The 20,203-nt window shown below is 42.4% G+C and carries 15 protein-coding genes; 1 reads left to right on the plus strand and 14 read right to left on the minus strand.

The features are described 5' to 3' along the window. Window positions 1-12: 12 nt before the first annotated feature. From ACTJLE_RS04405 to ACTJLE_RS04415, 3 genes are all read right to left on the minus strand, one after another. On the minus strand, window positions 13-2,541 hold the full coding sequence (locus ACTJLE_RS04405) for a DEAD/DEAH box helicase (RefSeq protein ID WP_481267587.1): 2,529 nt from the start codon (window positions 2,539-2,541) through the stop codon (window positions 13-15). 74 nt (window positions 2,542-2,615) lie between these two features. Next, window positions 2,616-4,808: a bifunctional cytidylate kinase/GTPase Der gene (der, locus tag ACTJLE_RS04410; protein ID WP_481267588.1), complete on the minus strand. Its 2,193-nt coding sequence runs from the start codon at window positions 4,806-4,808 to the stop codon at window positions 2,616-2,618. After that, complete coding sequence (locus tag ACTJLE_RS04415) at window positions 4,805-5,578, minus strand: pseudouridine synthase (RefSeq protein ID WP_481267589.1); 774 nt, start codon at window positions 5,576-5,578, stop codon at window positions 4,805-4,807. The genes der and ACTJLE_RS04415 overlap by 4 nt, the downstream gene beginning before the upstream one ends. Before the next feature lie 247 nt (window positions 5,579-5,825). On the opposite strand from ACTJLE_RS04415, the gene ACTJLE_RS04420 reads away from it, so the two are divergent. Continuing rightward, window positions 5,826-6,842 (plus strand): MIP/aquaporin family protein, encoded by a 1,017-nt coding sequence (locus ACTJLE_RS04420; RefSeq protein ID WP_481267590.1) that lies wholly within the window; start codon window positions 5,826-5,828, stop codon window positions 6,840-6,842. Window positions 6,843-6,936: 94 nt separating this feature from the next. Here the strand turns inward: ACTJLE_RS04420 and ACTJLE_RS04425 are convergent, their stop codons facing one another. The 11 genes from ACTJLE_RS04425 to ACTJLE_RS04475 all read right to left on the minus strand — a co-directional run bounded on the left by ACTJLE_RS04425 (window position 6,937) and on the right by ACTJLE_RS04475 (window position 19,905). After that, complete coding sequence (locus ACTJLE_RS04425; protein ID WP_481267591.1) at window positions 6,937-7,254, minus strand: DUF3017 domain-containing protein; 318 nt, start codon at window positions 7,252-7,254, stop codon at window positions 6,937-6,939. A 751-nt stretch (window positions 7,255-8,005) separates the two neighbouring features. After that, window positions 8,006-10,495 carry a hypothetical protein gene (locus tag ACTJLE_RS04430; protein WP_481267592.1) on the minus strand — a complete coding sequence of 830 codons (2,490 nt, stop codon included), beginning with the start codon at window positions 10,493-10,495 and terminating at the stop codon, window positions 8,006-8,008. Between the two features lie 778 nt (window positions 10,496-11,273). Further along, window positions 11,274-12,947 carry a bifunctional phosphoribosylaminoimidazolecarboxamide formyltransferase/IMP cyclohydrolase gene (gene purH / locus ACTJLE_RS04435; RefSeq protein ID WP_481267593.1) on the minus strand — a complete coding sequence of 558 codons (1,674 nt, stop codon included), beginning with the start codon at window positions 12,945-12,947 and terminating at the stop codon, window positions 11,274-11,276. Window positions 12,948-12,980: 33 nt separating this feature from the next. Further along, window positions 12,981-14,702, minus strand: coding sequence for a cell division protein PerM (locus ACTJLE_RS04440; RefSeq protein ID WP_481267594.1), 1,722 nt, complete (start codon window positions 14,700-14,702; stop codon window positions 12,981-12,983). An 83-nt stretch (window positions 14,703-14,785) separates the two neighbouring features. Further along, the gene (locus ACTJLE_RS04445; protein ID WP_481267595.1) at window positions 14,786-15,367 is read right to left on the minus strand and encodes an adenine phosphoribosyltransferase; all 582 of its coding nucleotides are present in this window, start codon (window positions 15,365-15,367) and stop codon (window positions 14,786-14,788) included. Window positions 15,368-15,514: 147 nt separating this feature from the next. Continuing rightward, window positions 15,515-15,928: a preprotein translocase subunit YajC gene (gene yajC, locus ACTJLE_RS04450; RefSeq protein WP_481267596.1), complete on the minus strand. Its 414-nt coding sequence runs from the start codon at window positions 15,926-15,928 to the stop codon at window positions 15,515-15,517. 59 nt (window positions 15,929-15,987) lie between these two features. Continuing rightward, window positions 15,988-16,992, minus strand: coding sequence for a Holliday junction branch migration DNA helicase RuvB (gene ruvB, locus ACTJLE_RS04455; protein ID WP_481267629.1), 1,005 nt, complete (start codon window positions 16,990-16,992; stop codon window positions 15,988-15,990). Window positions 16,993-17,086: 94 nt separating this feature from the next. Next, entirely contained in the window at window positions 17,087-17,725 is a 639-nt protein-coding gene (gene ruvA / locus ACTJLE_RS04460; RefSeq protein ID WP_481267597.1) for a Holliday junction branch migration protein RuvA, read from the minus strand. 115 nt (window positions 17,726-17,840) lie between these two features. Then, window positions 17,841-18,422, minus strand: coding sequence for a crossover junction endodeoxyribonuclease RuvC (gene ruvC, locus ACTJLE_RS04465; RefSeq protein WP_481267598.1), 582 nt, complete (start codon window positions 18,420-18,422; stop codon window positions 17,841-17,843). Between the two features lie 6 nt (window positions 18,423-18,428). Continuing rightward, window positions 18,429-19,187, minus strand: coding sequence for a YebC/PmpR family DNA-binding transcriptional regulator (locus tag ACTJLE_RS04470; protein WP_481267599.1), 759 nt, complete (start codon window positions 19,185-19,187; stop codon window positions 18,429-18,431). A 61-nt stretch (window positions 19,188-19,248) separates the two neighbouring features. Next, complete coding sequence (locus tag ACTJLE_RS04475) at window positions 19,249-19,905, minus strand: CDP-alcohol phosphatidyltransferase family protein (protein ID WP_481267630.1); 657 nt, start codon at window positions 19,903-19,905, stop codon at window positions 19,249-19,251. Window positions 19,906-20,203 lie beyond the last annotated feature (298 nt).

The following is a 20,203-nucleotide window of genomic DNA, read 5'->3' on the forward strand; positions in this document are numbered from 1 at the left end:
CAGTTTACAACACTAGACGTGCGAAACTTGGTAATCGAAGAACACAACTTCGCCTTCGTCTTGAGTCGTATCTAAATCAACAATGCCGGTAATAGCCCAATTATGGTCGCCGTCCGAATCGTCAATAATCTGACGAACTTTCCACGAGTGCTCGCTTTTTTCTAGCGAATCGTCAAGAATAAACAAGTCGCCGCTTCGAGCCTTTGCATCAATACCAACATACTCATGCTCGTCGTAGTAATCGTCAAGCACATCATTCCACTCGTGAACGCCGTAACCCCAAGCTTTATCAAGCTCTCCTAAAGCATCCGCATCTTCCAAATCCATAAGTTGCACGCGGCGGAACATTGCGTTTCGAATAAGCACAATAAGTCCCCTGCGATCTTCAACCACAGACTCGGAAGTTCCAGGAGCCGCCATAGTTACAGCATTAGCTTCAGCATCCGAGCCACCTGCACTCTCCCACTCATCAACCAAACTAGAATCAATCGAGCGCACAACAAGACGAAGCCACGAAATAATATCACGCAATTCCTCGTTAAGCATATCTTCCGGCACAGTGCGCGCAAGCGAACGGTAAGCGTCCGAAAGGTAGCGAAGAAGCGTTCCTTCACTTCTAGCAATTCCATAGCGCGAAATATAGCCGGTAAAATCGGATGCTGTTTCTACCATGTCTCGAAGCACAGATTTTGGCTTAATCCAGTAGTCGTTCGCCCACGGCACATCCTTACGATATTGCGCAAAAGCAGGAGCTAGCAAATCTTCCAAAGGTTTAGGGTAGCTAACTTCAGCTAAACGCTCCATGCGCTCCTCGTAGTCAACGCCATCATCCTTCATGCCAGCCATTGCAGCATCGCGAGCTTTACGCTCTTGAGCGCGAAGAACAGGCTTAGGGTCGTCTAGAGTTGCTTCAACCATAGAAATTACGTCAAGCGCGTAACTTTGAGACTCTGGGTCCAGAAGTTCCAAAGCTGCAAGTAAGAATGGAGAAAGCGGCTGATCTAGCGCAAAGCCTTCAGGCATTGTAACGTCAAGCTCATAATCGCAAGAACCATCCGCACGCTCTATGCGTTCAATCACTTGAGTGTCAAGAAGCGTTTGGAAAATATCGTTGCATCTTTCAAGCAATTTCTCTTTATCTTGCGGCTTTTGCGCACTATCTTCAATAAGTTTTTCGACTCGAGCGCGAGCATCCCCACCTTGTGTAACTTCGTTCAAAACCATCGAATGCGTTACAACCATGTGTGGATTCAAAGTTTCAGGAGCGCTTTCAATAAGCTTTGTAAACGTTGGCTCACCCCACACAACAAAACCTTCTGGAGCCTTTTTACGCTTAACTTTTTTAAGCTTTTTAGGGTCGTTTCCGGCTTTTGCAATAGCGCGCGCGTTTTCAATCTCGAACTCTGGAGCCTCAGCTACAACCAAGCCCTCAGTGTCGAAACCCATTCTTCCTGCGCGGCCTGCAATTTGGTGAAATTCGCGAGCGCGAAGCTTGCGGCTATGGTTTCCATCAAACTTTGTAAGAGCTGTAAGCACAACAGAGTGAATTGGCACGTTAATGCCAACTCCGAGCGTGTCCGTGCCGCAAATAACTGGCAGAAGTCCTTGTTGAGCCAGCTGTTCGACGAGCCTTCGGTAGCGCGGAAGCATTCCAGCGTGATGCACTCCAACACCAGTGCGCAACAGCCTTTGCAAGATCTTGCCGAAGCCTGTAGTAAACTTTGTGCCCTTAATTGCTTGAGCGATTTTATCTCGCTGTTCTTTGCTTGAAACTCCCGTGCTTGCGAGCGCTTGCGCGGTTTCAAGGGCTGCGTCTTGCGAAAAGTGAACTACGTAGATTGGCGTTAAACCCTTGTTAAATAAGAGTTCTACGGTTGCTGCAAGAGGCTTATCTGTGTACTCGTATTCGAGTGGGATTGGTCTAGGCGCGTCAGCAATAATATCAACGCTTCGTTTTGTTGATTTTTCTAAGCGCTGCGCAATATCTGTTACGTCGCCAAGAGTTGCGCTCATAAGTAAGAATTGCGTGTTTGGAAGCGTAAGTAGCGGCACTTGCCAAGCCCATCCGCGCTCTGGGTCTCCGTAGTAGTGGAATTCGTCCATTGCAACGCAGTCAACTTCAGCATTCGCACCTTCACGCAGAGCTTGGTTTGCTAAAATTTCCGCAGTGCAGCAGATTATTGGAGCATCTGCGTTAATATGCGAATCGCCTGTAATCATACCGACGTTGTCTCGCCCGAAAATCGCAACTAAATCGAAGAATTTTTCGGATACGAGCGCTTTGATTGGAGCAGTATAGTAGGAGCGTCTGCCTGTTGCGAGTGCTGCAAAATGCATACCTAGCGCTACTAAAGATTTTCCAGAACCTGTTGGAGTGTTTAAAATAACGTGGTCTCCTGCAAGCAGATCCATAATGGATTCTTCTTGATGCGGCCATAAGTCCACATGCTTGTTATCTTTAACCCAATCAACAAATGCTTGAAAAATCTCATCTTCAGTAGCATGATGCAAATCAAGAGCTAACTCGCCTAATCCAGCCATATACGCTCCTACTTAACTTTATTCGCGACTTTAGTTTCGCTTTAGTTGAGACTTAGTTGAGATTTACTTTCGCTTTACTTGCGCTTCTTTTTATCTCGTACTTTTACGGAAATTTGAATAGGAGTTCCCTCGAATCCAAACTCTTCGCGAAGAGATCGCTCAATAAAGCGACGGTATCCGTGCTCTAAGAATCCAGTTGCAAAAATTACGAAACGCGGAGGCTTAGTAGAAGCTTGAGTTGCGAACAAAATTCGCGCTTGCTTTCCGCCTCGCAAAGGATGCGGATGAGCAGACTGAATACGTCCTAAGAAAGCGTTGAGCTTGCCTGTAGGAATACGCTTATCCCAACTATCTAAAGCTGTTCTCATAGCGCGAGAAAGTCGGTTCGTATGCCATCCTGTTTTTGCAGAAAGATTCACGCGCTCAGCCCAAGTAACACGCTCAAACTCAGTCTTCCACAATCTTTCCATGCGCTGCCTGGAAAATTCGTCCATTAAATCCCACTTGTTAAACACAAGTACGATTGCGCGACCAGCGTCAACTGCTTGGCTCATAACTTTCAAATCCTGCTCTGCAATAGGCTGAGAAGAATCGAAAAGAATCAAAGCAAGTTCAGAACGCTCAATAGCAGCTTGAGTTCGAAGAGAAGAATAGTATTCAGCACCAGTAAGCTTATGCGGCCTGCGCTTAATACCAGCAGTGTCAATAAAAAGCCAGTCTTCGCCATCAACTCGCACAACTTCATCAACAGGGTCACGAGTAGTTCCTGCCAAGTCGTTTACAACAGCACGCTCCTCGTGAGCCAAATGGTTCAAAAGAGAAGACTTACCAACGTTTGGCCTGCCTACTAAAGCAACTCTACGAAGACCGTCTGGAGTTAAGAATCCTGAAGTTTTATTCGCTTTCTTTAAAGATGCAAGAGCTGCGTCAAGTAAGTCTCCAACGCCTCTGCCGTGCATTGCAGAAATTCCGTAAGGCTCACCCATGCCAAGCTTCCAAAACTCTGCAGTCAAATATTCGCTTCTAGCGTCGTCAACCTTGTTCACAGCCAAAGTAATAGGTTTTCCAGCAGCTCGAAGCATTGAAACAATTCGCTCGTCTGTGGCTGTTAAACCAACTTGACCATCTACTAGGAAAATCACGGCATCGCTTAAACGTACAGCCACCTGAGCTTGCTGAGCAATAGAAGAATCAATGCCTTCAACGTCAGCTTCCCAACCACCGGTATCTACCAGCTTAAAATTGGTTCCAGCCCATTCAGCGTCGTAGCTTACGCGGTCTCTCGTAACGCCAGGAGTGTCTTCTACAACAGCTACACGATGACCCAAAATACGGTTTACAAGAGTTGATTTTCCAACGTTTGGTCTACCAATTACAGCGATTACGCCAACAGCTTTAGAATCTTTTTTCTCGTCCAGTTGTGCAAAATCTCCGCTAAGAAGAGCGCGATCTTCATCGTCAAGATTGTAGCCTTCAAGATTTGCAGCGTAACGGTCGTACTCATCCTGCTCAATAGCGTCATCAACAATTTCAACAAGCGCGTCAAGCGTCTGCTCAAACGTTAAATCTGAATTATCGAGCGTAGTTACGCCGTCTGCAGCAGATAGAAAACTCGTAACTTTCGCATCTTTAGCGTCGCGAGCACGAATATCGTCTTCTGCGGAAGATTCATTATTTTGCAAACTTTCTTGCTTAGTCTCCTGCTTGTTTCTGCGAGCTTGACGCACTTCTTCACGCGCGGTAAGCAGCACTCGAACTTGAGCATTAGGAGCCACAACAGTAGTAATATCGCGGCCTTCCGCAACAATTCCCTCACCTTTAGAGAAAGAATCATCCGCAGATTCGGCAGAAATATATGCGCGTTGAGCTGCAATAAGCATGCGGCGAACTGCAGGAATTGAAGAAACAGTAGATACGTGAGAAGAAACTTCGCTGGAACGCAACTCTTCGCTAATATCTTCACCGTCGATTACTACTACAGGATTTTTTGGATCAACACTAAAAGTTACGTGATCTTCAGTAAACAGAGCGCCAACAGCTTCAACAATTTGGTTAAAACGTTCGCTATCAGCATCGTTTACAGGCTGACCTTCATCATCTAAAGAAAGCTGAGTACTTAAGTCGATGCCTTTTTGCATGCACCACCATGCAGCAGCACGATACATTGCACCCGTATCAAGATACGCAAAACCGTAGTATTGCGCTAAAGCTCGAGAAGTAGAAGACTTGCCTACTCCTGCTGGTCCATCAATTGCTACACAAATCACAGGCCAACCTCCTTAGAAAGCGAGCGCACTTCTGTTTGAGAAAGCACACGGTAAGATCCAGCTTTTAAGTCCCCTAATTTAATAGGGCCGATTTGCGTGCGAACTAGTCGCTTTACCGGGTATCCTACAGCACCAAAAATTCGGCGAACAATACGGTTTTTACCAGAGTGCAGAACGACTTTTACCATAGTTGTGTCGTGATTTTGGTCGATTATTGCGCAACGGTCGAGTTTAATCCAACCGTCTTCAAGATTTACGCCTTGAGAAACCAAGCGGCGGCAAACCATGCCGTTGATTTTTCCTTCAACAGTTGCAATATAGGTTTTTTCAACCTCATACTTTGGGTGCATCACATGCTGGCTTAGCTCGCCATCGTTGGTCATTAAAATAAGACCTTCTGAATCGTAATCCAAGCGTCCCATGTGGAAGATTCGCTCGTACTTGTCGCCAACAATGTCTCGCAAAGTAAAGCGACCTTTTGGATCATCCATTGCGCTTAACACTCGCTTAGGCTTGTGCAATGCTAGCGTTACGAGCTTTGTGTTGAACTTTACTCGAGATCCGTCAACGCGCACTTTTTGGCGCTTTGGATCTACTCTAGTACCAAGTGTTGTAACCAATTCGTCGTCTACTTCAACACGCCCGTCAAGAATAATTTCCTCACATTTGCGTCTTGAACCAAATCCCGCTTCCGCAAGTAGCTTCTGCAGTCGAATGGCGTTGTTGTCATATGAATGCGCCTGATCGGCGCGGGAATATGCGTTTGGCATCGTTCTCCCAACGTGACCTCATGAATTGCAAGCGATTATTCGCTCAAAAATACAAATTAAGCTGTTTAAATGCAAGCAATTCTATATTTATAAACTTGTATATTTTGTGGTTATTTATGCAAATTGTAACAAATTAGAAAAATACCACGTTTTTCTATGCTACCGTATGGCATAGCCGTGTTACTATAACATAGGTTTTATTATGTTGCAACAACCATTTGCAACGCAAACTACAGTAAGGAAAGTTATGATTCAAGTACCAGAAACCTCTTCTGCGCAATCAAAATCTCAATCTCCACTTGTTATTAGAGTTGTCACAGAGTTTGTTGCAACTTTGTTTGCTATGTTCGCTATTTATACTCTTTATTCGTTATCAACAGCAATGTATGGCATTAATGTTTTGATGATTGCCATCAGCACAGGAGTTGCTTATGCTGCCGCAACAATTATTGCGTCTAAGATTTCTGGAGGTCATCTTAATCCTGCAGTAACTGTTGCTTCTATGCTTACTGGACGCACTTCATACCTTGCTGGCTTATGCTATATTGTTGCGCAAGTTCTTGGCGCAATCGCAGCTGCAGGGTTGTTCGTTTTTATTTTGCCACAAACTCAAATAGTTAAGGATGCTAATTGGTTTGCGCCAGTAGTAAACGGTTTTGAAGATGGCTCTATTTCTGCGAGCCAGTTAAAAACTGTGAATGCTTCCTTCGGTATTATTACTGCTTTTGTTGTTGAAGTTATTGCAGCAGCACTTATAATCGCTACTGCAATTAGCCAAACCAAGGATAATGGCAAAACTCGTAGCAATTACGCAGTTAGCATGGGTCTTGCATACGCTGCAGGAACCTTTATGACTTATCAAATTACGGGAGCTGGCTTAAATCCTGCAAGATCCACTGGTATTGCTGTTTTTACGATTACTCGCGATTTGGCAGTTAAGCCTTATACGCAATTGTGGGCTTTCTGGATTGCTCCAATTTTTGCGGCGGCACTTGTTGGTTTTGTAACTTTGCTCACTAAATTACTTACAGCTTCTGCGAATTCTGAGCATAACAAATCAGGTTACGCTCATGCAAAAAATGCTGCTAATGCTATGGTAGAAACTCAAGTCGCGAATCCAATCGCAACTCCAGTAGAAACTCCAGTAGAAACTCAAAATTATGGTGACAATTCATATAATTTTGCGTTTAGTCAAGCAAATAATGCTAATAATTTGCAGGGCGATGCTACTAACTTAAGTAATTTCCAAGAAGATTATAAATAGTAGTAAAAAATAGTAATAAATAGTAATAAATGTAGCAAACAGTTGCAATAAAAGTAGTAAAAGCAATAAATGCAATTGTTTGCTACATTATTTTTTACAGTAAAAATGCGATTGAAGCGTACTCTACAAGTAAGCCGATTCCAAGAGCAATGCTTATAAAAGCGTCAAAACTCACAGAACGAACCTTCCATAAACTACGCTGACGCATTATTAATCGCATAATTCCAAGCATGATGGCCGTCGCAGAAATAACAACTGTGGCGGCCATTGCGTATCCAATAAAAGCCAGTACTGCGCTTATTGCAACAATAATCCCCACAATCCACTCAGCGTAAGGATTTCCTTCAGTCTTTTCCGACACATACGGATGCTCTGTTTTATTGCTATTATCTTGCTGCTCGCTATCTGTCATACTTGTATAATACATAACTCGCAATAATAAAACACAAGTCGTTTTATACAGTTTCATACAGTTTTACATAGTTTATACAGTTTTAGGGTTATAGGACAAAAAGTGTGTAAGAAATCATGTCTTAGGACTTGCAACACAAGTGTTTTTCGGTAATCGAATCTGTTTTCTGCGCATTAGATACCCGGACAAAAAGTGTGTAAAAAATAAGCCCATAACCCTTACGGTAGTAGATTATGTTATATCGAATGTGGGCTATTTCTTTAGTTGCTAGAGCATTGAAGCAAGGATTGTACGAATGCTTGAGTGTTACTAGCTCAGTTTGCTAGCTGAGATATTAACAGTGTTTTGCCAATTACCGTTATTTTCTCAGTTCGCTGACTGAGTTTTTAACAGTGTTTTGCCAATTACCGTTATTTTCTCAGTTCGTTGACTGAGTTTTTAACAGTGTTTTGCCAATTACCGTTACTTTCTCAGTCAGTTAACTGAGTTAGTAACGGTGTTTAGGTTTGTTTTGAGGCTTGGCTTGGGTTGAGGCTTGGTTTATACCTTATAGCTCACAAAGGCAATTACTACAACGCTATAGCTCTATAACTAAGTAGGCGGTGAGGATACGCTCCACACCGCCTACATGTTTTATGCACTTGCTACATTCGCAACAGCAGCAAGAACATAATTACTTAGTTTCTACAACCTTGGTATAGCCAAGCTCAGTTTATTTAGACTCAGCATTATTGGCCTGAGGATTATCGCTCTAGAAATCACTCAAATCCAAGTCACTCAAATCCAAGTCATCCAAATCAAAATCGTCCAAATCGAAGTCGTCGATGTTGAAATCATCGATGTTGAAATCATCTAAATCGAAATCATCAACATTGGTATTGTTGGTCTGAGGATTTTCCGACTTATTCTTCTTAGGCTTAGCATTATTGGACTGAGTATTATCATTATAGAAATTGCTCAAATCCAAATCACTCAAATCTAAATCGTCCAAATCGAAGTCGTCGATGTTGAAATCATCGATGTTGAAATCATCAACATCAGTATTGTTGATCTGAGGATTATCAGACTTATTCTTCTTTGACTGAGAATTATCAGGCTGAGTATGCTTGCTATTCAAATTATCAAGATTCAAATCATCCAAATTCAAATCATCCAAATTCAAATCGTCCAAATTCAAATCGTCGATGTTGAAATCATCAGAATCATCGCCAGAATCCTTCGTAGGGCCGCCGGCAGAACCACCGTTGGAACCGCCTCCAGGATTGCCTCCTTCAGGATTATTACCGTCAGGATCATTGCCGGAGCCACCGCCAGGATTAGTGTTATCAGTATTATTTCCGGAGCCACCACCAGGATTAGTGTTGCCAGTATTATTACCGGAGCCACCGCCAGGATTAGTGTTACCGGAACCGCCACCAGGATTAGTGTTGTGTTGCTTCTTTCTATTATAATTATAGCCAAAATTATCAAACGAATTATTATTATAATCAACTGGAGCAACACTTTCGCTCGACTTCTGTTCAGGAGTCAAAACCAAGTCGTCCGTATCAAGCATCTCAGCAGCTTCATCATCATTGCCGTATTCCTGTAGATGCTTAATAAAATCAATACGCTGACGCATATTAAACTCGTCAATGTCATCGTTGTTAAGGTTCCTAAGGGAATCTTCAGTATCCTGAATCATCTCTGCATACGTCTTATGGTTTTTCAACGCATCTTTCACATACTTTTTATATTCTCGTGAAGCAAACAAGTCCCTAATAAACTCATAACGATGCTGCTTAAAGTACGATTCCAAATACTTCGGGTATTTCTCTGAATCTCTATGTACGTTGTATACATCACCAAACTCTTTCTTGCGCTCCTTAAATATGGCACGATAATCCTTGTAATTATCCTTAAGCCATTGTTTAAGATCTGTTCCTTGGTCAAGTAGATGTTGCACATACTTCTTAAACTTCAAGTGCAAGTATGCGTAAGAAATAGCACCCGGTCGCGCTTTATATGAATCGGCAGTAAGCTTATAATCTTCTGGATACCTACCCAAAACGTCCCGTTGCGCTTCTAACTTACATATATTCTTCTGAATGTCCATGTGCTTTTTGTAATCTACTAAATACTGTTCGCGAGCCTCAGGACTCATTTTATCTTTATTTTTATCAACATTACGGTATTTAGAGAAAAACTCTTCATAAGCCGAGCTGTGTTTCAAAACTTCAATTTGTTGTCCAAGCTTTTCATAAGCATCATAATCAAAGTTAGGATCTTTAGTCGGCGTGCTACTTTGATCCTGTGTTATACCAAAGCCGTTATATTCCGTAACATTATGTCTGAAAGCATCTTCTAGATTATGGTATTTTTGCAATTGTTGCTTCAGATACTCTTCGCCGTCATGAAGACTCAGTGCTGCTCCGGCTTTGGATTTAAGCTGATATATTCTATATTCCAAGTCATATTCCATATCAGTAGCAAGTCCGCGAGCTGATTTAGCAACTTTATCTTTCAACCAGTTCTTAAACATCTGTACTTGTTTGCGCCAATACTTTAATTTAGCAGCCACATATTTAGAATTAGTATCATCTGCCGCACCATCATGCCAAAACTCTAATTCTTCGCGCATAAATTGACGGTCATAGTCATCATCAATACTTTGTGGATCGCTTTTATAAGGAAGCTTTATCGACTTTGCAAGATCAGCAATCTTTGCTTTTATTCCTGTAAGTTTCAAGATTTCCGCATTGGCATCACTAACTTTCCCATAAGACATAGCTTCTTCAAGCCAACGAGAATAATCAGAATAACCTGTAAATGGATCAGATTGTGCGTGGAACCCAGCCATTGGACGATTGTGGTTGGTGCCAGTGAAAATATTATCCCCAGCACTTTGCGCGGCATAATATTCAGTTTGCAACGTTTTAAGCGTAGCCTGATCAGGATTATCTCCTGCAGCAGCAAGATCTCTCTCAAACTTTTCAATCACTTTAACAGCATTCTGAATTTTTTGTTTATTTTCAGAACCAGTATAAGGCAGTACTCTAGCAAAATCTTGCTTCAGCTCAGCATCATCCTGCTCATTAACAATCTCTTTTAACGCATCGATATGATTATCCGATTTAGATACCAATTGTGTGATAGTCGTCTGGAAAGACGTATTATCATCTGCCACTGCAACGCCAGCGTTGCATACGCAACACAACATCGCTGCAGCAGCAAATGTTGCTATAAACTTTTTATTCATCATATGCACCTTCTTATAGCTCTCAATGAATTTAAACTAGAGCACAACGCTGCACAAAATCAGCGCAACATAGCACCTTCTACCAGACTACCCACCCCCCCCCCCAGCCACAAATTCAGAAAAGGCTTAATCCCTAAAATCTCGCGCTGCGATTTAGCGCACTGGCCATTCTTCTGACACTGGTGCAGTACGCTTACTGCGTTAGTGTCTCATTTAGCTTGTTTTGAGACACTGGTGCAGATGGTGTTCTGCGTCATGGTCTCTGGTAGTCGATTATCGGACACTGGTGCAGTACGCGTTCTGCGTCATGGTCTCTGCTAGTCTGCCTTGACGTTTTGTGGAACATTTGCGGGAGTTTTTCTCGCGTTTGCGCGACGATCTGCTTGAGCGCTGCGATTTAGCGCGCGAAAGCAACTCGGAGCGTGAGCTTGCTCAGTCGGAAAGTCCAGTGGACTTTCCGTGCAAGCTCAGCAGTGAGCGCTTATAGCGCGAGCGTTGGCCGTTTTTTTGGAACATTTGCCGGGAGTTTTTTCTCCGGCGTTTGCATCTGCTGCGGTGAGAGTCAGCGTTATTTTCTCAGTTCGTTGACTGAGTTAGTAACGGTGTTTGGGTGTAGCTTATTCCACAGCATATCCATCAGCTTAGCTTTACACACTTTTTGGCCTATACCCCAAAATAGTAAGAGTATAAAACAAAAGCACTTACATCTCGGGAAAGAGACATAAGTGCTTTATGATTTAATTATTTTACTTATTTCGCAAATTTACGAATTTACGCAGATTTAGTGGAAGAAGTGGCGAGTGCCGGTTACGTACATTGTTACGCCGGCAGAACGTGCAGCTTCGAACACTTCCTCGTCGCGAATAGAACCGCCAGGCTGAACGATTGCGCTAACGCCCGCTTCAATAAGAATTTGAGGGCCGTCAGCAAATGGGAAGAACGCGTCCGAAGCTGCAACAGCTCCCTTAGCACGCTCAACGCCATCTGCCAAAGTATTAGCGCGTTCAACAGCCAAATGGCAAGAATCCACGCGATTTACCTGACCCATGCCAATGCCAACAGTAGCATTATCGTGCGCAAGCAAAATAGCGTTAGATTTTACGCAACGAAGCGAACGCCATGCGAATTGCAAATCACGTAACGTGTTAGCATCAGCAGGATCCCCGGAAACAAGAGTCCAATTTTCAGGATTGTCACCAAAAGCGTCAATCTTATCTGCCGACTGCACTAACGCACCACCGTCAATAGGATGCACTTGCAAATCCAAAACAGGAGGAGTTGCAACCTTCAAAATACGAAGATTCTTCTTCTTTGTGCGAAGCAATTCCAAAGCTTCAGGCTCATAGTCTGGAGCAACAATAACTTCGGTGAAAATTGGTCGCACGCTTTCTGCCATTTCCAAAGTCACCGTAGTGTTTGCAGCAATCACGCCACCGTAAGCGCTTACAGGATCGCAAGCGTGAGCCTTTTTATGAGCTTCAGCCGCCGTTGCTCCAATTGCCAAACCGCATGGATTATTATGCTTGCAAACAGCAACAGCAATTTGTGGAGCAAAATCCCAAACTGCACGCCAAGCAGCATCCGCATCCACATAATTGTTGTAGCTCATTGGCTTTCCGCCAAGAAGCTCAGCTTGAGCGAGCCCTCCCTTATGCAATGGGTCAACGTACAATCCAGCCTGCTGATGAGGATTTTCGCCATAGCGAAGTTCATGCTCCAAATGCCAAGTGCGCGTATATTCTGCCGGAAGCAACACAGCTTCAGCTTTTTCAGACTCGTTTTCAACATCTTTTGCGTTAAGGCTTTCTGGCTTTGGCCACGCTTTTTGAGTCCACTGAGAGATTGCAGCATCATAAGAAGCAGTGTGCTCGAATGCTTTAGCAGCAAGATATTCGCGCTCTTCTAAGCTAAATCCTTCGCCGGAAGAAACACGGTCTGCAAGAAGCTGGTAGTCTGCAGGATCTGTAATAACAGCAACAGACTTATGGTTTTTTGCAGCAGCCCTAATCATAGAAGGGCCGCCAATATCAATTTTCTCAATAATGGCGTCACTATCAGCACCACTCATAACCGTGTCAACAAATGGGTACAAATTAACAACCACAGCATCGAACGGCTTTATATTAAGGTTTTCAAGCTGCTTTACATGATCAGCATTATTCATATCTGCCAAAATTCCTGCATGAATATGCGGATCTAAAGTTTTTACTCTACCATCTAGGCTTTCTGGGAAGCCAGTAACCGTAGAAACTTCAGTAACATTAACACCAAGCTCGGCTAATTTAGAAGCAGTAGAACCAGTTGACACTACTTCAGTACCAGCTTTAATAAACGCGTTTGCTAGTATTTCAAGTCCTTCTTTATGAAAAACTGAAACTAGCACGCGGCGAATTGACCTTTCCCCTGTGGTTATCAGCACATTTGCGTTTAATTCTTTGCTCTGTGTCTGTTGCACGGTGGTCGTCCTTCCTTAAATAGTGGTGAGGAATTATTTTCTTTTGGCCTTTGATGAAACCGTTCTAGGAGCGGCTTTTTTCAAAGACAAAGGTGATTTTTGCGCGGCTGCATCTTTTTTACTGCTATTAGAAGAAGTTATAGAAGATGGTGTTGCGCTAGAACTTGCAGTACGCGGAACTTTAGTTTCAGTTGCATTCTTATTTACATAAGATTTTGTTTTATTAATTATTTGAGCGCTATTATTCAAAACGCGTTTTGCTACGCTTCCAAATACTTTTGAGCCAGAATTAATTGCATACAAAGCTTTAACTGTTGCTGACTCATGATTAGTATCTTTAGCTTGAGTCTTAGGCTCTGCTTGAGTCTTAGATTCTACTTGAGGCTTCTCTACTTGAGGCTTCTCTACTTTAGTTTTAGTCTCAGCTTTAGGCTTAGACTCTACTTGAGTTTTAGTCTCATCTTTAGTTTGATTTTCTACTTTCGAGCTTTTTGTACCATGATTGAAACTGTTACGAATCAACCCAAAAACGTACGGCACTACAGCCGCAATCAAAACGCCTAGTACAGAAAGCCCCCACGCAATAGCAACAGCATAAAGAGTAAAATGCCCAACTACGCGCGTGCTATCAATAACATCTACACCAACCGACGCAAGCCTGTATTCGCCTAACGAGCCATTAGAAATAGCAAAAACAATAGTGCAAATAATTGTTATTACTGCTGCAACACCTACGCTTACGCTACCCGACTCTATAGCGCGTAAAGCAAAAGCTCTTAGCTCCGACTTATCTTTAATATTTTTCAAACGTAAGCAGCATCCTTGCTTGTGTAAAATCACCACGAGCATAGTAATAACGCAAATTGTTGGAATTATTCCGTAAAACACTGTGCGGTACAAAACATCTTTAACTGCTTCAGGGAATATTCCAAAAACTGGCACAGGAGGTAAAGACTTATATTGAGCGTCAACCATTGTAAAGTATGCTACTTTACCAATGCTGAATCCTGAACCGCAAATCCAAGATAGTGCCCAAATCGCAACATTTGGAAGCCAAATTAAGCATGCAATCGTCGTAAAAATTCTAGACCCATTTTGCATACCCAATTTTATAAAGAATGAATTAACAGATCCAACACTTGTGCAAATCCAAACTATTACAGTTATTACAGCTACAGCCGCGTAAAGCGCAAGTAAAATAATTGCTGCGCGCTTTAGAATTGTAATATTTTTCCTAATCCATTCAGGACATATTTTTTGATAATTCTTTTTAAGTACTGTAAAGAATGAGCTTTTAGGAAATACAGCAACAGCAAGAGATAACAAATATATTAAAGCAGTTTTGCAAGCAATAATAATTTGCGAATCTAGTAACGATACGCTCGTATTTTGAGAAAGAATAATACTAGCGAAAACCCACACTATAAAACCACTAAAGTAAGCTAAAGGCCCGCCTTTAATGTGACGTATTAAACATACTAAGGTTGTTACTATTAGAATAGTAAGACCCAAAGGAATAATAGTTAAAACGCAATTTCCAAAAGTAAGTCCAACTCCTTGAGCAAATAGTAAAACAGCACAAGTAATTGACATAGCGGAATCGGAAAGATTGCCAGTACCTTCTTCAATCGAAATAACAAGCAAAGTTAGAGACAAGAACAGAACAAGCACAAGAGAGAAAGAAAAAATGGTAATAACAGGAACTATTACGCCTTTAAACATGCTTATTAAGGACGACTTAAGTTTTTCAACCATAATGCCTCCTTCCTAATGCCATTCTACAGGTACAAAATTTATGTTATTTAATCGTACTAACTATAAAACTTATTACTTAATTTTTACGCTGGCATAGTCATTAAACTACTGCAAGGATAATCAGCTAAATCAATCATTCCGCTAATGCCAGTAAGTTCAATAACAAAGCTGAAACCTACAACAATTCCTTTAGCTTGATTAATAATATTTGCAGCAGCTTTTGCGGTACCACCTGTTGCGATAAGATCATCAACAATAAGCACGCGCTGACCAGGCTTAATTACATCATGTTCAATTTCAATACTAGCTTGACCGTATTCAAGCATATAAGATTCGCTAATAACAGGAGGCGGAAGCTTACCAGCTTTGCGAACAGCAAGAAAACCTTTGCCTAATCGAGACGCAAGCAATGGGCCAAAAAGAAAACCTCTAGCTTCAAGACCTGCAATAAGATCAATTGAATCAGCTGGAACCGGCAACGCGTCAACTAAAGAATCAACTAGAATACGAGAAGCACGAGCGTCAGCAAATATTGGAAGAAAATCACGGAATGTAATATTAGGACTTGGGAATCCTGGAACAGTACGAATTAAGGAAGCAAGATACTCAGTGTCCTCTTTACTTACTGTTTTCAACGATTTAGGCGTAATATCCGTTGTTGTCATAATGCTAGCGTTCTTTTCTTCGCAAGATGTTTATTTAAAATATGTAAGGAAGAATTTCCATATTCGCGTGATGTATGAAGCAATAAACTTCACACATCACGACTTAAAATTTTTAATTATAAAATTTATTAAAAGCTTTACTAGCTTTTATTCTGCAGCGTTTTCAGTATTTGCAGTATTTGCAGCTTCTACTGATTCTTTAGTTTCCGAAGATTCTGCATTAGATTCAGATTCGTTAGCCTCAGCCGCTTGTGCTGCTTCAGCTTCTTCATCACTAATAAATGCTGGACGCACATACACCCTATTTACAGCGCGGAAAGACAGGCGCATCAAGCTACCTTCGGAATCGATAACAATCTCTTCGTACTGAGTATCGACGCTCACAATTTTGCCGATAATTCCGCCGATAGTAATAACTTCAGTACCCGGTTGCAAAGAATCGTGGAAAGAACGCATTTCAGCCTGACGCTTCTTAGCATTACGAGACTGGAACCACATCATACCAACCATAACTACAACAAGCGCAATAAGCATGCCATACTGCTGGAAAAATTGAGGCACAGTAAACTCCTTAAGTGTCCAACCCTAAGACGAACGAAATGCCGTCCAAAACAATAATTTTAAAATAGCTCACTGACATTACGAGGCGCTTCTAAGCCCAAATGTTGCCAAGCTTTACTAGTTGCAACGCGGCCTTTAGGAGTTCGTATAAGGAATCCTTCACGCACCAAATACGGCTCGCAAACTGTTTCAACAGTTTCAGCTTCCTCACCAACCATTGCAGCCAAATTATTAAGACCAACCGGCCCGCCATTAAATTGACAAACCATAGCTTTAAGCACTGCAATATCAAGCCTATCTAAGCCTTGAGTGTCAATTTGGTACAAAGCTAAAGCCTCAACAACAGCCTCATGATTCACATAATCCAAATCGTGAACAATAGCCCAATCTCGAACGCGCCTAAGCAAACGATTCGCAATACGAGGAGTACCGCGAGAACGCAAAGACAGCTCTTTTGCTGCTTGATCTTTAAGCCTAATTCCAAGAACTTGAGCAGAACGCTCAATAAGTTTTTCAAGCTCTTCATGAGGGTAAAAATCAAGGTGAGCTGTAAAACCAAAACGCGCACGCAATGGAGAAGGAAGCATACCTTCACGAGTAGTAGCACCAACTACTGTAAAACGTGGAAGAGTTAACGGTATTGAAGATGCTCCAGGGCCTTTGCCAACCATAACATCAACACGAAAATCTTCCATCGCAATATAAAGCAGCTCTTCTGCAGCGCGCGGAAGACGGTGAATTTCGTCAATAAACAAAACTTCGCCAGTATCCAAAGCGCTAAGAATAGATGCTAAATCACCAGCATGCTGAATAGCAGGGCCGGAAGTAATACGAATAGGAACTTGAAGCTCATTAGCAACAATCATTGCAAGAGTGGTTTTTCCCAAACCTGGAGGGCCTGCCAAAAGCATGTGATCAGGCGGCACATCGCGCTTTTTTGCAGCATCCAAAAATAGTTGCAGCTGCGCTTTTAAAACAGGCTGGCCAATAAAACCTTCTAAAGCATGCGGACGAAGCTCCTCATCACTTAACTGTTCGTTACTTAAAGAAGATGAAGAAACCATTCGCAACGATTCTTCAGCAACACCAGTATTTACTGCAGAAGTATATTCATCACTCACTTCAACTCCCCCAATACTTTATTTTTAAGCAACATAATCATCTACCCCTATCTAACAAAGTTAATGCCATGCGCAAAATATTAGGCATATCTGCTTCAGTTACAGGAGTAACAATATTATTTTCAGCGCAAACTTGTTCAACAGCTTTTTGAGCATCCGATTGACGCCAACCAAGAGATACAAGACCATCAATAACAGACTGCTTGCCGGAATCAAAAATCTCATTTTGCAACTTAGAAGCATCACTATTATCGCTATTATCACTAGCCAATAAAGCAGAATCAAGCGAACCTTTAAGCTCCAAAATAATCTTCTGAGCGCCCTTCTTACCCAAGCCTGGAGCAGAAGAAAGAGCAGTAACATCCCCTTGAGAAATTGCTTTAACTAAACGATCAACATTAAGAGTTGAAAGCAAAGAAAGAGCAACTTTAGGACCGATGCCACTAACTTTTTGCACTTGCAAAAACATGCGTTTAGCAGCTTGAGTTGTAAAACCGTAAAGAGTTAAAGCATCTTGAGAAACTTGCATTGAAGTGTAAACACGAACTTCTTGACCCTCATGCAAAGAAGACAAATCTTGAGAAGACATATAAGTTTCGTAGCCAACTCCCGAAACAACAATAAGCGCAGTACGAGAATCAACTGACACAACTTGACCAACAAGCATACCAATCATAAGCGCTCACCTTCGCATTCTAAAGACTTTAAAAGTCACCCAAAAATCTACCACAATTGCAACAAAACGATTAACGCAAAAACAATTGCAGTAGAACAGATGTTCTATTGCTATCCTACATGCCTCGAGAGACAGACTTACCCTTCATAGCCGCTTGCTGAGCTAAAGCCCACTGCTTTTGAGCAGGAGTTAAATGCTGCTCGCGCTCGCCACCTTGCAAAGCGCCAGAAGGACGAAGAGCGTGGCAAATAGCTTGAGCCAAAGCATCTGCAGCATCCGCAGGAGTCGGCAAAACATTAAGACCAAGGAGACGCGCAACCATGCGCTCAACCTGCGGCTTTTGCGCTTTACCATCCCCAGCAACAGCAAGCTTAACCTCAGTAGGAGTATGCAACGCTACTGGAATATTGCGCTGAGCTGCAGCAAGCATAGCAAGACCTGCAACTTGTGCAGTGCCAAGCACAGTATTTAGATTCTCCTGCGCAAAAACTCGCTCAATAGAAACAGTATCCGGCGAAAAACGCTCAATTTTTTCAACTAAGCCGTTATAAATCTTAAGCAAACGCAAATCTTGAGAAAGATTAGGTTCAGATCTCAAAACATCGACGTGAATAAAAGAAAGCCGACGTGAAACGCCGGCTTCAATCACGCCGACCCCGCAGCGCGTAAGCCCGGGGTCAACGCCCAAAATCATCATAGGAGATTATTCATCTTCCTCAAGCTGAGCCATAACTTCATCAGATGCAGTCCAGTTGCTGTAAATATTCTGAACATCATCAAGGTCATCGAGATTATCAATCAAACGAGAAACCTTTTGAGCATCTTCCAAACTTAACTCAACTTCGTTATTTGGATGCATAACAATATCTGCAGAATCGTAGTCGAAACCAGCTTCCTGCAAAGCTTTACGAACAGTAACCAAATCGCTGGAACCAGTGTAAACGGAATACACGTCACCATCGTCAGCTACATCTTCGGCACCAGCTTCAGCTGCAACTTCAAAAAGCTTATCGTAATCAACGCCTTCGGATGGAACCTCAATCAAGCCCTTACGCTCAAAGTTGAAGCTCACGGAACCACTCGTTGCCAAAGAGCCGTTGCCCTTGGTAAGAGTTGAACGAACGTCAGCAGCAGCACGATTGCGGTTATCGGTAAGGCACTCAATAATCAAGCCAACGCCTGCAGGAGCGTAACCTTCGTAAACAATCTCCTCATAGTTGGCGCCGCCAGCTTCTTCACCAGAGCCACGCTTAACAGCGCGCTTGATGTTATCGGCAGGCATAGAAGCCTTCTTAGCTTTAACGATGGCATCGTACAACGTAGGGTTACCATCAGGATCGCCACCGCCCAAACGTGCAGCGATTTCAATGTTCTTAATAAGCTTGGCAAAAAGCTTGCCGCGCTTTGCGTCGATAGCGGCCTTCTTATGCTTGGTGGTCGCCCACTTGGAATGACCTGACATGATACTCCTAAAATGTACAGTTAATCAAACGAAACGATTTTATTGCGCTTTCGCGACAATTTTACTTATCTTTTTGTTGAAGACCTTGCTTTACTTCAAAAATACGTTGGATAACAGTTACAATTCCACCAATTGCAAGCAATATCATAGCGCAACTTAACCAAAAAAGTTGATTAGTTATACCAGATAATCCCATAGAAATAAGTATTACTGCAACACGATCCGCTCTAGTAATCAATCCGATTTTAGGATCAACCGAAATTGACTGTCCGCGAGCGCGAGCATACGAAGTTACGAAAGCTGCCATAAGCGCAATCATGCAACTAAATAATCCTGCGTATTTTAGTGACATTCCAATTACGTACGGAATCCACATGCAAACACTTTTGTTACTAGCTTTGTACAAGCAAATGCAAGACGCCATAAAAAGAGACCAATCTGCAATGCGATCAAGAGTTGAGTCAAGAAATGCTCCAAATTTTGTGCCGCCTGTAGTTAGTGCAGCAACAGAGCCGTCCAAGCCATCCGCAAGTACAAAAATTGTAAGCAATATGGTTCCTGCAATAAGTTGGCCCGTAAAAGCTGTTACGAAAGCTGTAACAACTACTGCTAACGTACCAACAACTGTTACAGCGTTAGCGCTTACGCCTAGTCGAACTAGCAATTTTGCAACCGGAGCAATAACTCGCTTAAAGCCGCTTCGCAATGATTCCAACATTGAATCAACCTTCCTAGCGTAATCGCAAGTAAAACTTGTGTTCAATCAACATTCTTATAGTAACCGCGCGGCTGTAAGAAGATACAAGCACCGTTACTAACTCAGTCAACGAACTGAGAAAATAACGGTAATAAGCAAAACACCGTTAAAAACTCAGTCAACAAACTGAGAAAATAACGGTAATAAGCAAAACACCGTTACTAACTCAGCTAACGAACTGAGAAAATAACGGTAATAAGCAAAACACCGTTAAAAACTCAGTCAACGAACTGAGAAAATAACGGTGTAGAGATTTAGA

This window comes from Gardnerella sp. CCPDSM (genome assembly GCF_056754715.1).

What these genes read in the sequence shown, in the direction of transcription:
- ACTJLE_RS04405 (WP_481267587.1), bottom strand. Translation starts at nt 2,541, where the DNA reads ATGGCTGGATTAGGCGAGTTAGCTCTTGATTTGCATCATGCTACTGAA.
- ACTJLE_RS04440 (WP_481267594.1), bottom strand. Translation starts at nt 14,702, where the DNA reads ATGGTTGAAAAACTTAAGTCGTCCTTAATAAGCATGTTTAAAGGCGTA.
- ruvA (WP_481267597.1), bottom strand. Translation starts at nt 17,725, where the DNA reads ATGATTGGTATGCTTGTTGGTCAAGTTGTGTCAGTTGATTCTCGTACT.
- ruvB (WP_481267629.1), bottom strand. Translation starts at nt 16,992, where the DNA reads ATGGTTTCTTCATCTTCTTTAAGTAACGAACAGTTAAGTGATGAGGAG.
- ACTJLE_RS04420 (WP_481267590.1), top strand. Translation starts at nt 5,826, where the DNA reads ATGATTCAAGTACCAGAAACCTCTTCTGCGCAATCAAAATCTCAATCT.
- ACTJLE_RS04415 (WP_481267589.1), bottom strand. Translation starts at nt 5,578, where the DNA reads ATGCCAAACGCATATTCCCGCGCCGATCAGGCGCATTCATATGACAAC.
- ACTJLE_RS04470 (WP_481267599.1), bottom strand. Translation starts at nt 19,187, where the DNA reads ATGTCAGGTCATTCCAAGTGGGCGACCACCAAGCATAAGAAGGCCGCT.
- ACTJLE_RS04445 (WP_481267595.1), bottom strand. Translation starts at nt 15,367, where the DNA reads ATGACAACAACGGATATTACGCCTAAATCGTTGAAAACAGTAAGTAAA.
- ACTJLE_RS04475 (WP_481267630.1), bottom strand. Translation starts at nt 19,905, where the DNA reads ATGTTGGAATCATTGCGAAGCGGCTTTAAGCGAGTTATTGCTCCGGTT.
- ACTJLE_RS04425 (WP_481267591.1), bottom strand. Translation starts at nt 7,254, where the DNA reads ATGACAGATAGCGAGCAGCAAGATAATAGCAATAAAACAGAGCATCCG.
- ruvC (WP_481267598.1), bottom strand. Translation starts at nt 18,422, where the DNA reads ATGATGATTTTGGGCGTTGACCCCGGGCTTACGCGCTGCGGGGTCGGC.
- ACTJLE_RS04430 (WP_481267592.1), bottom strand. Translation starts at nt 10,495, where the DNA reads ATGATGAATAAAAAGTTTATAGCAACATTTGCTGCTGCAGCGATGTTG.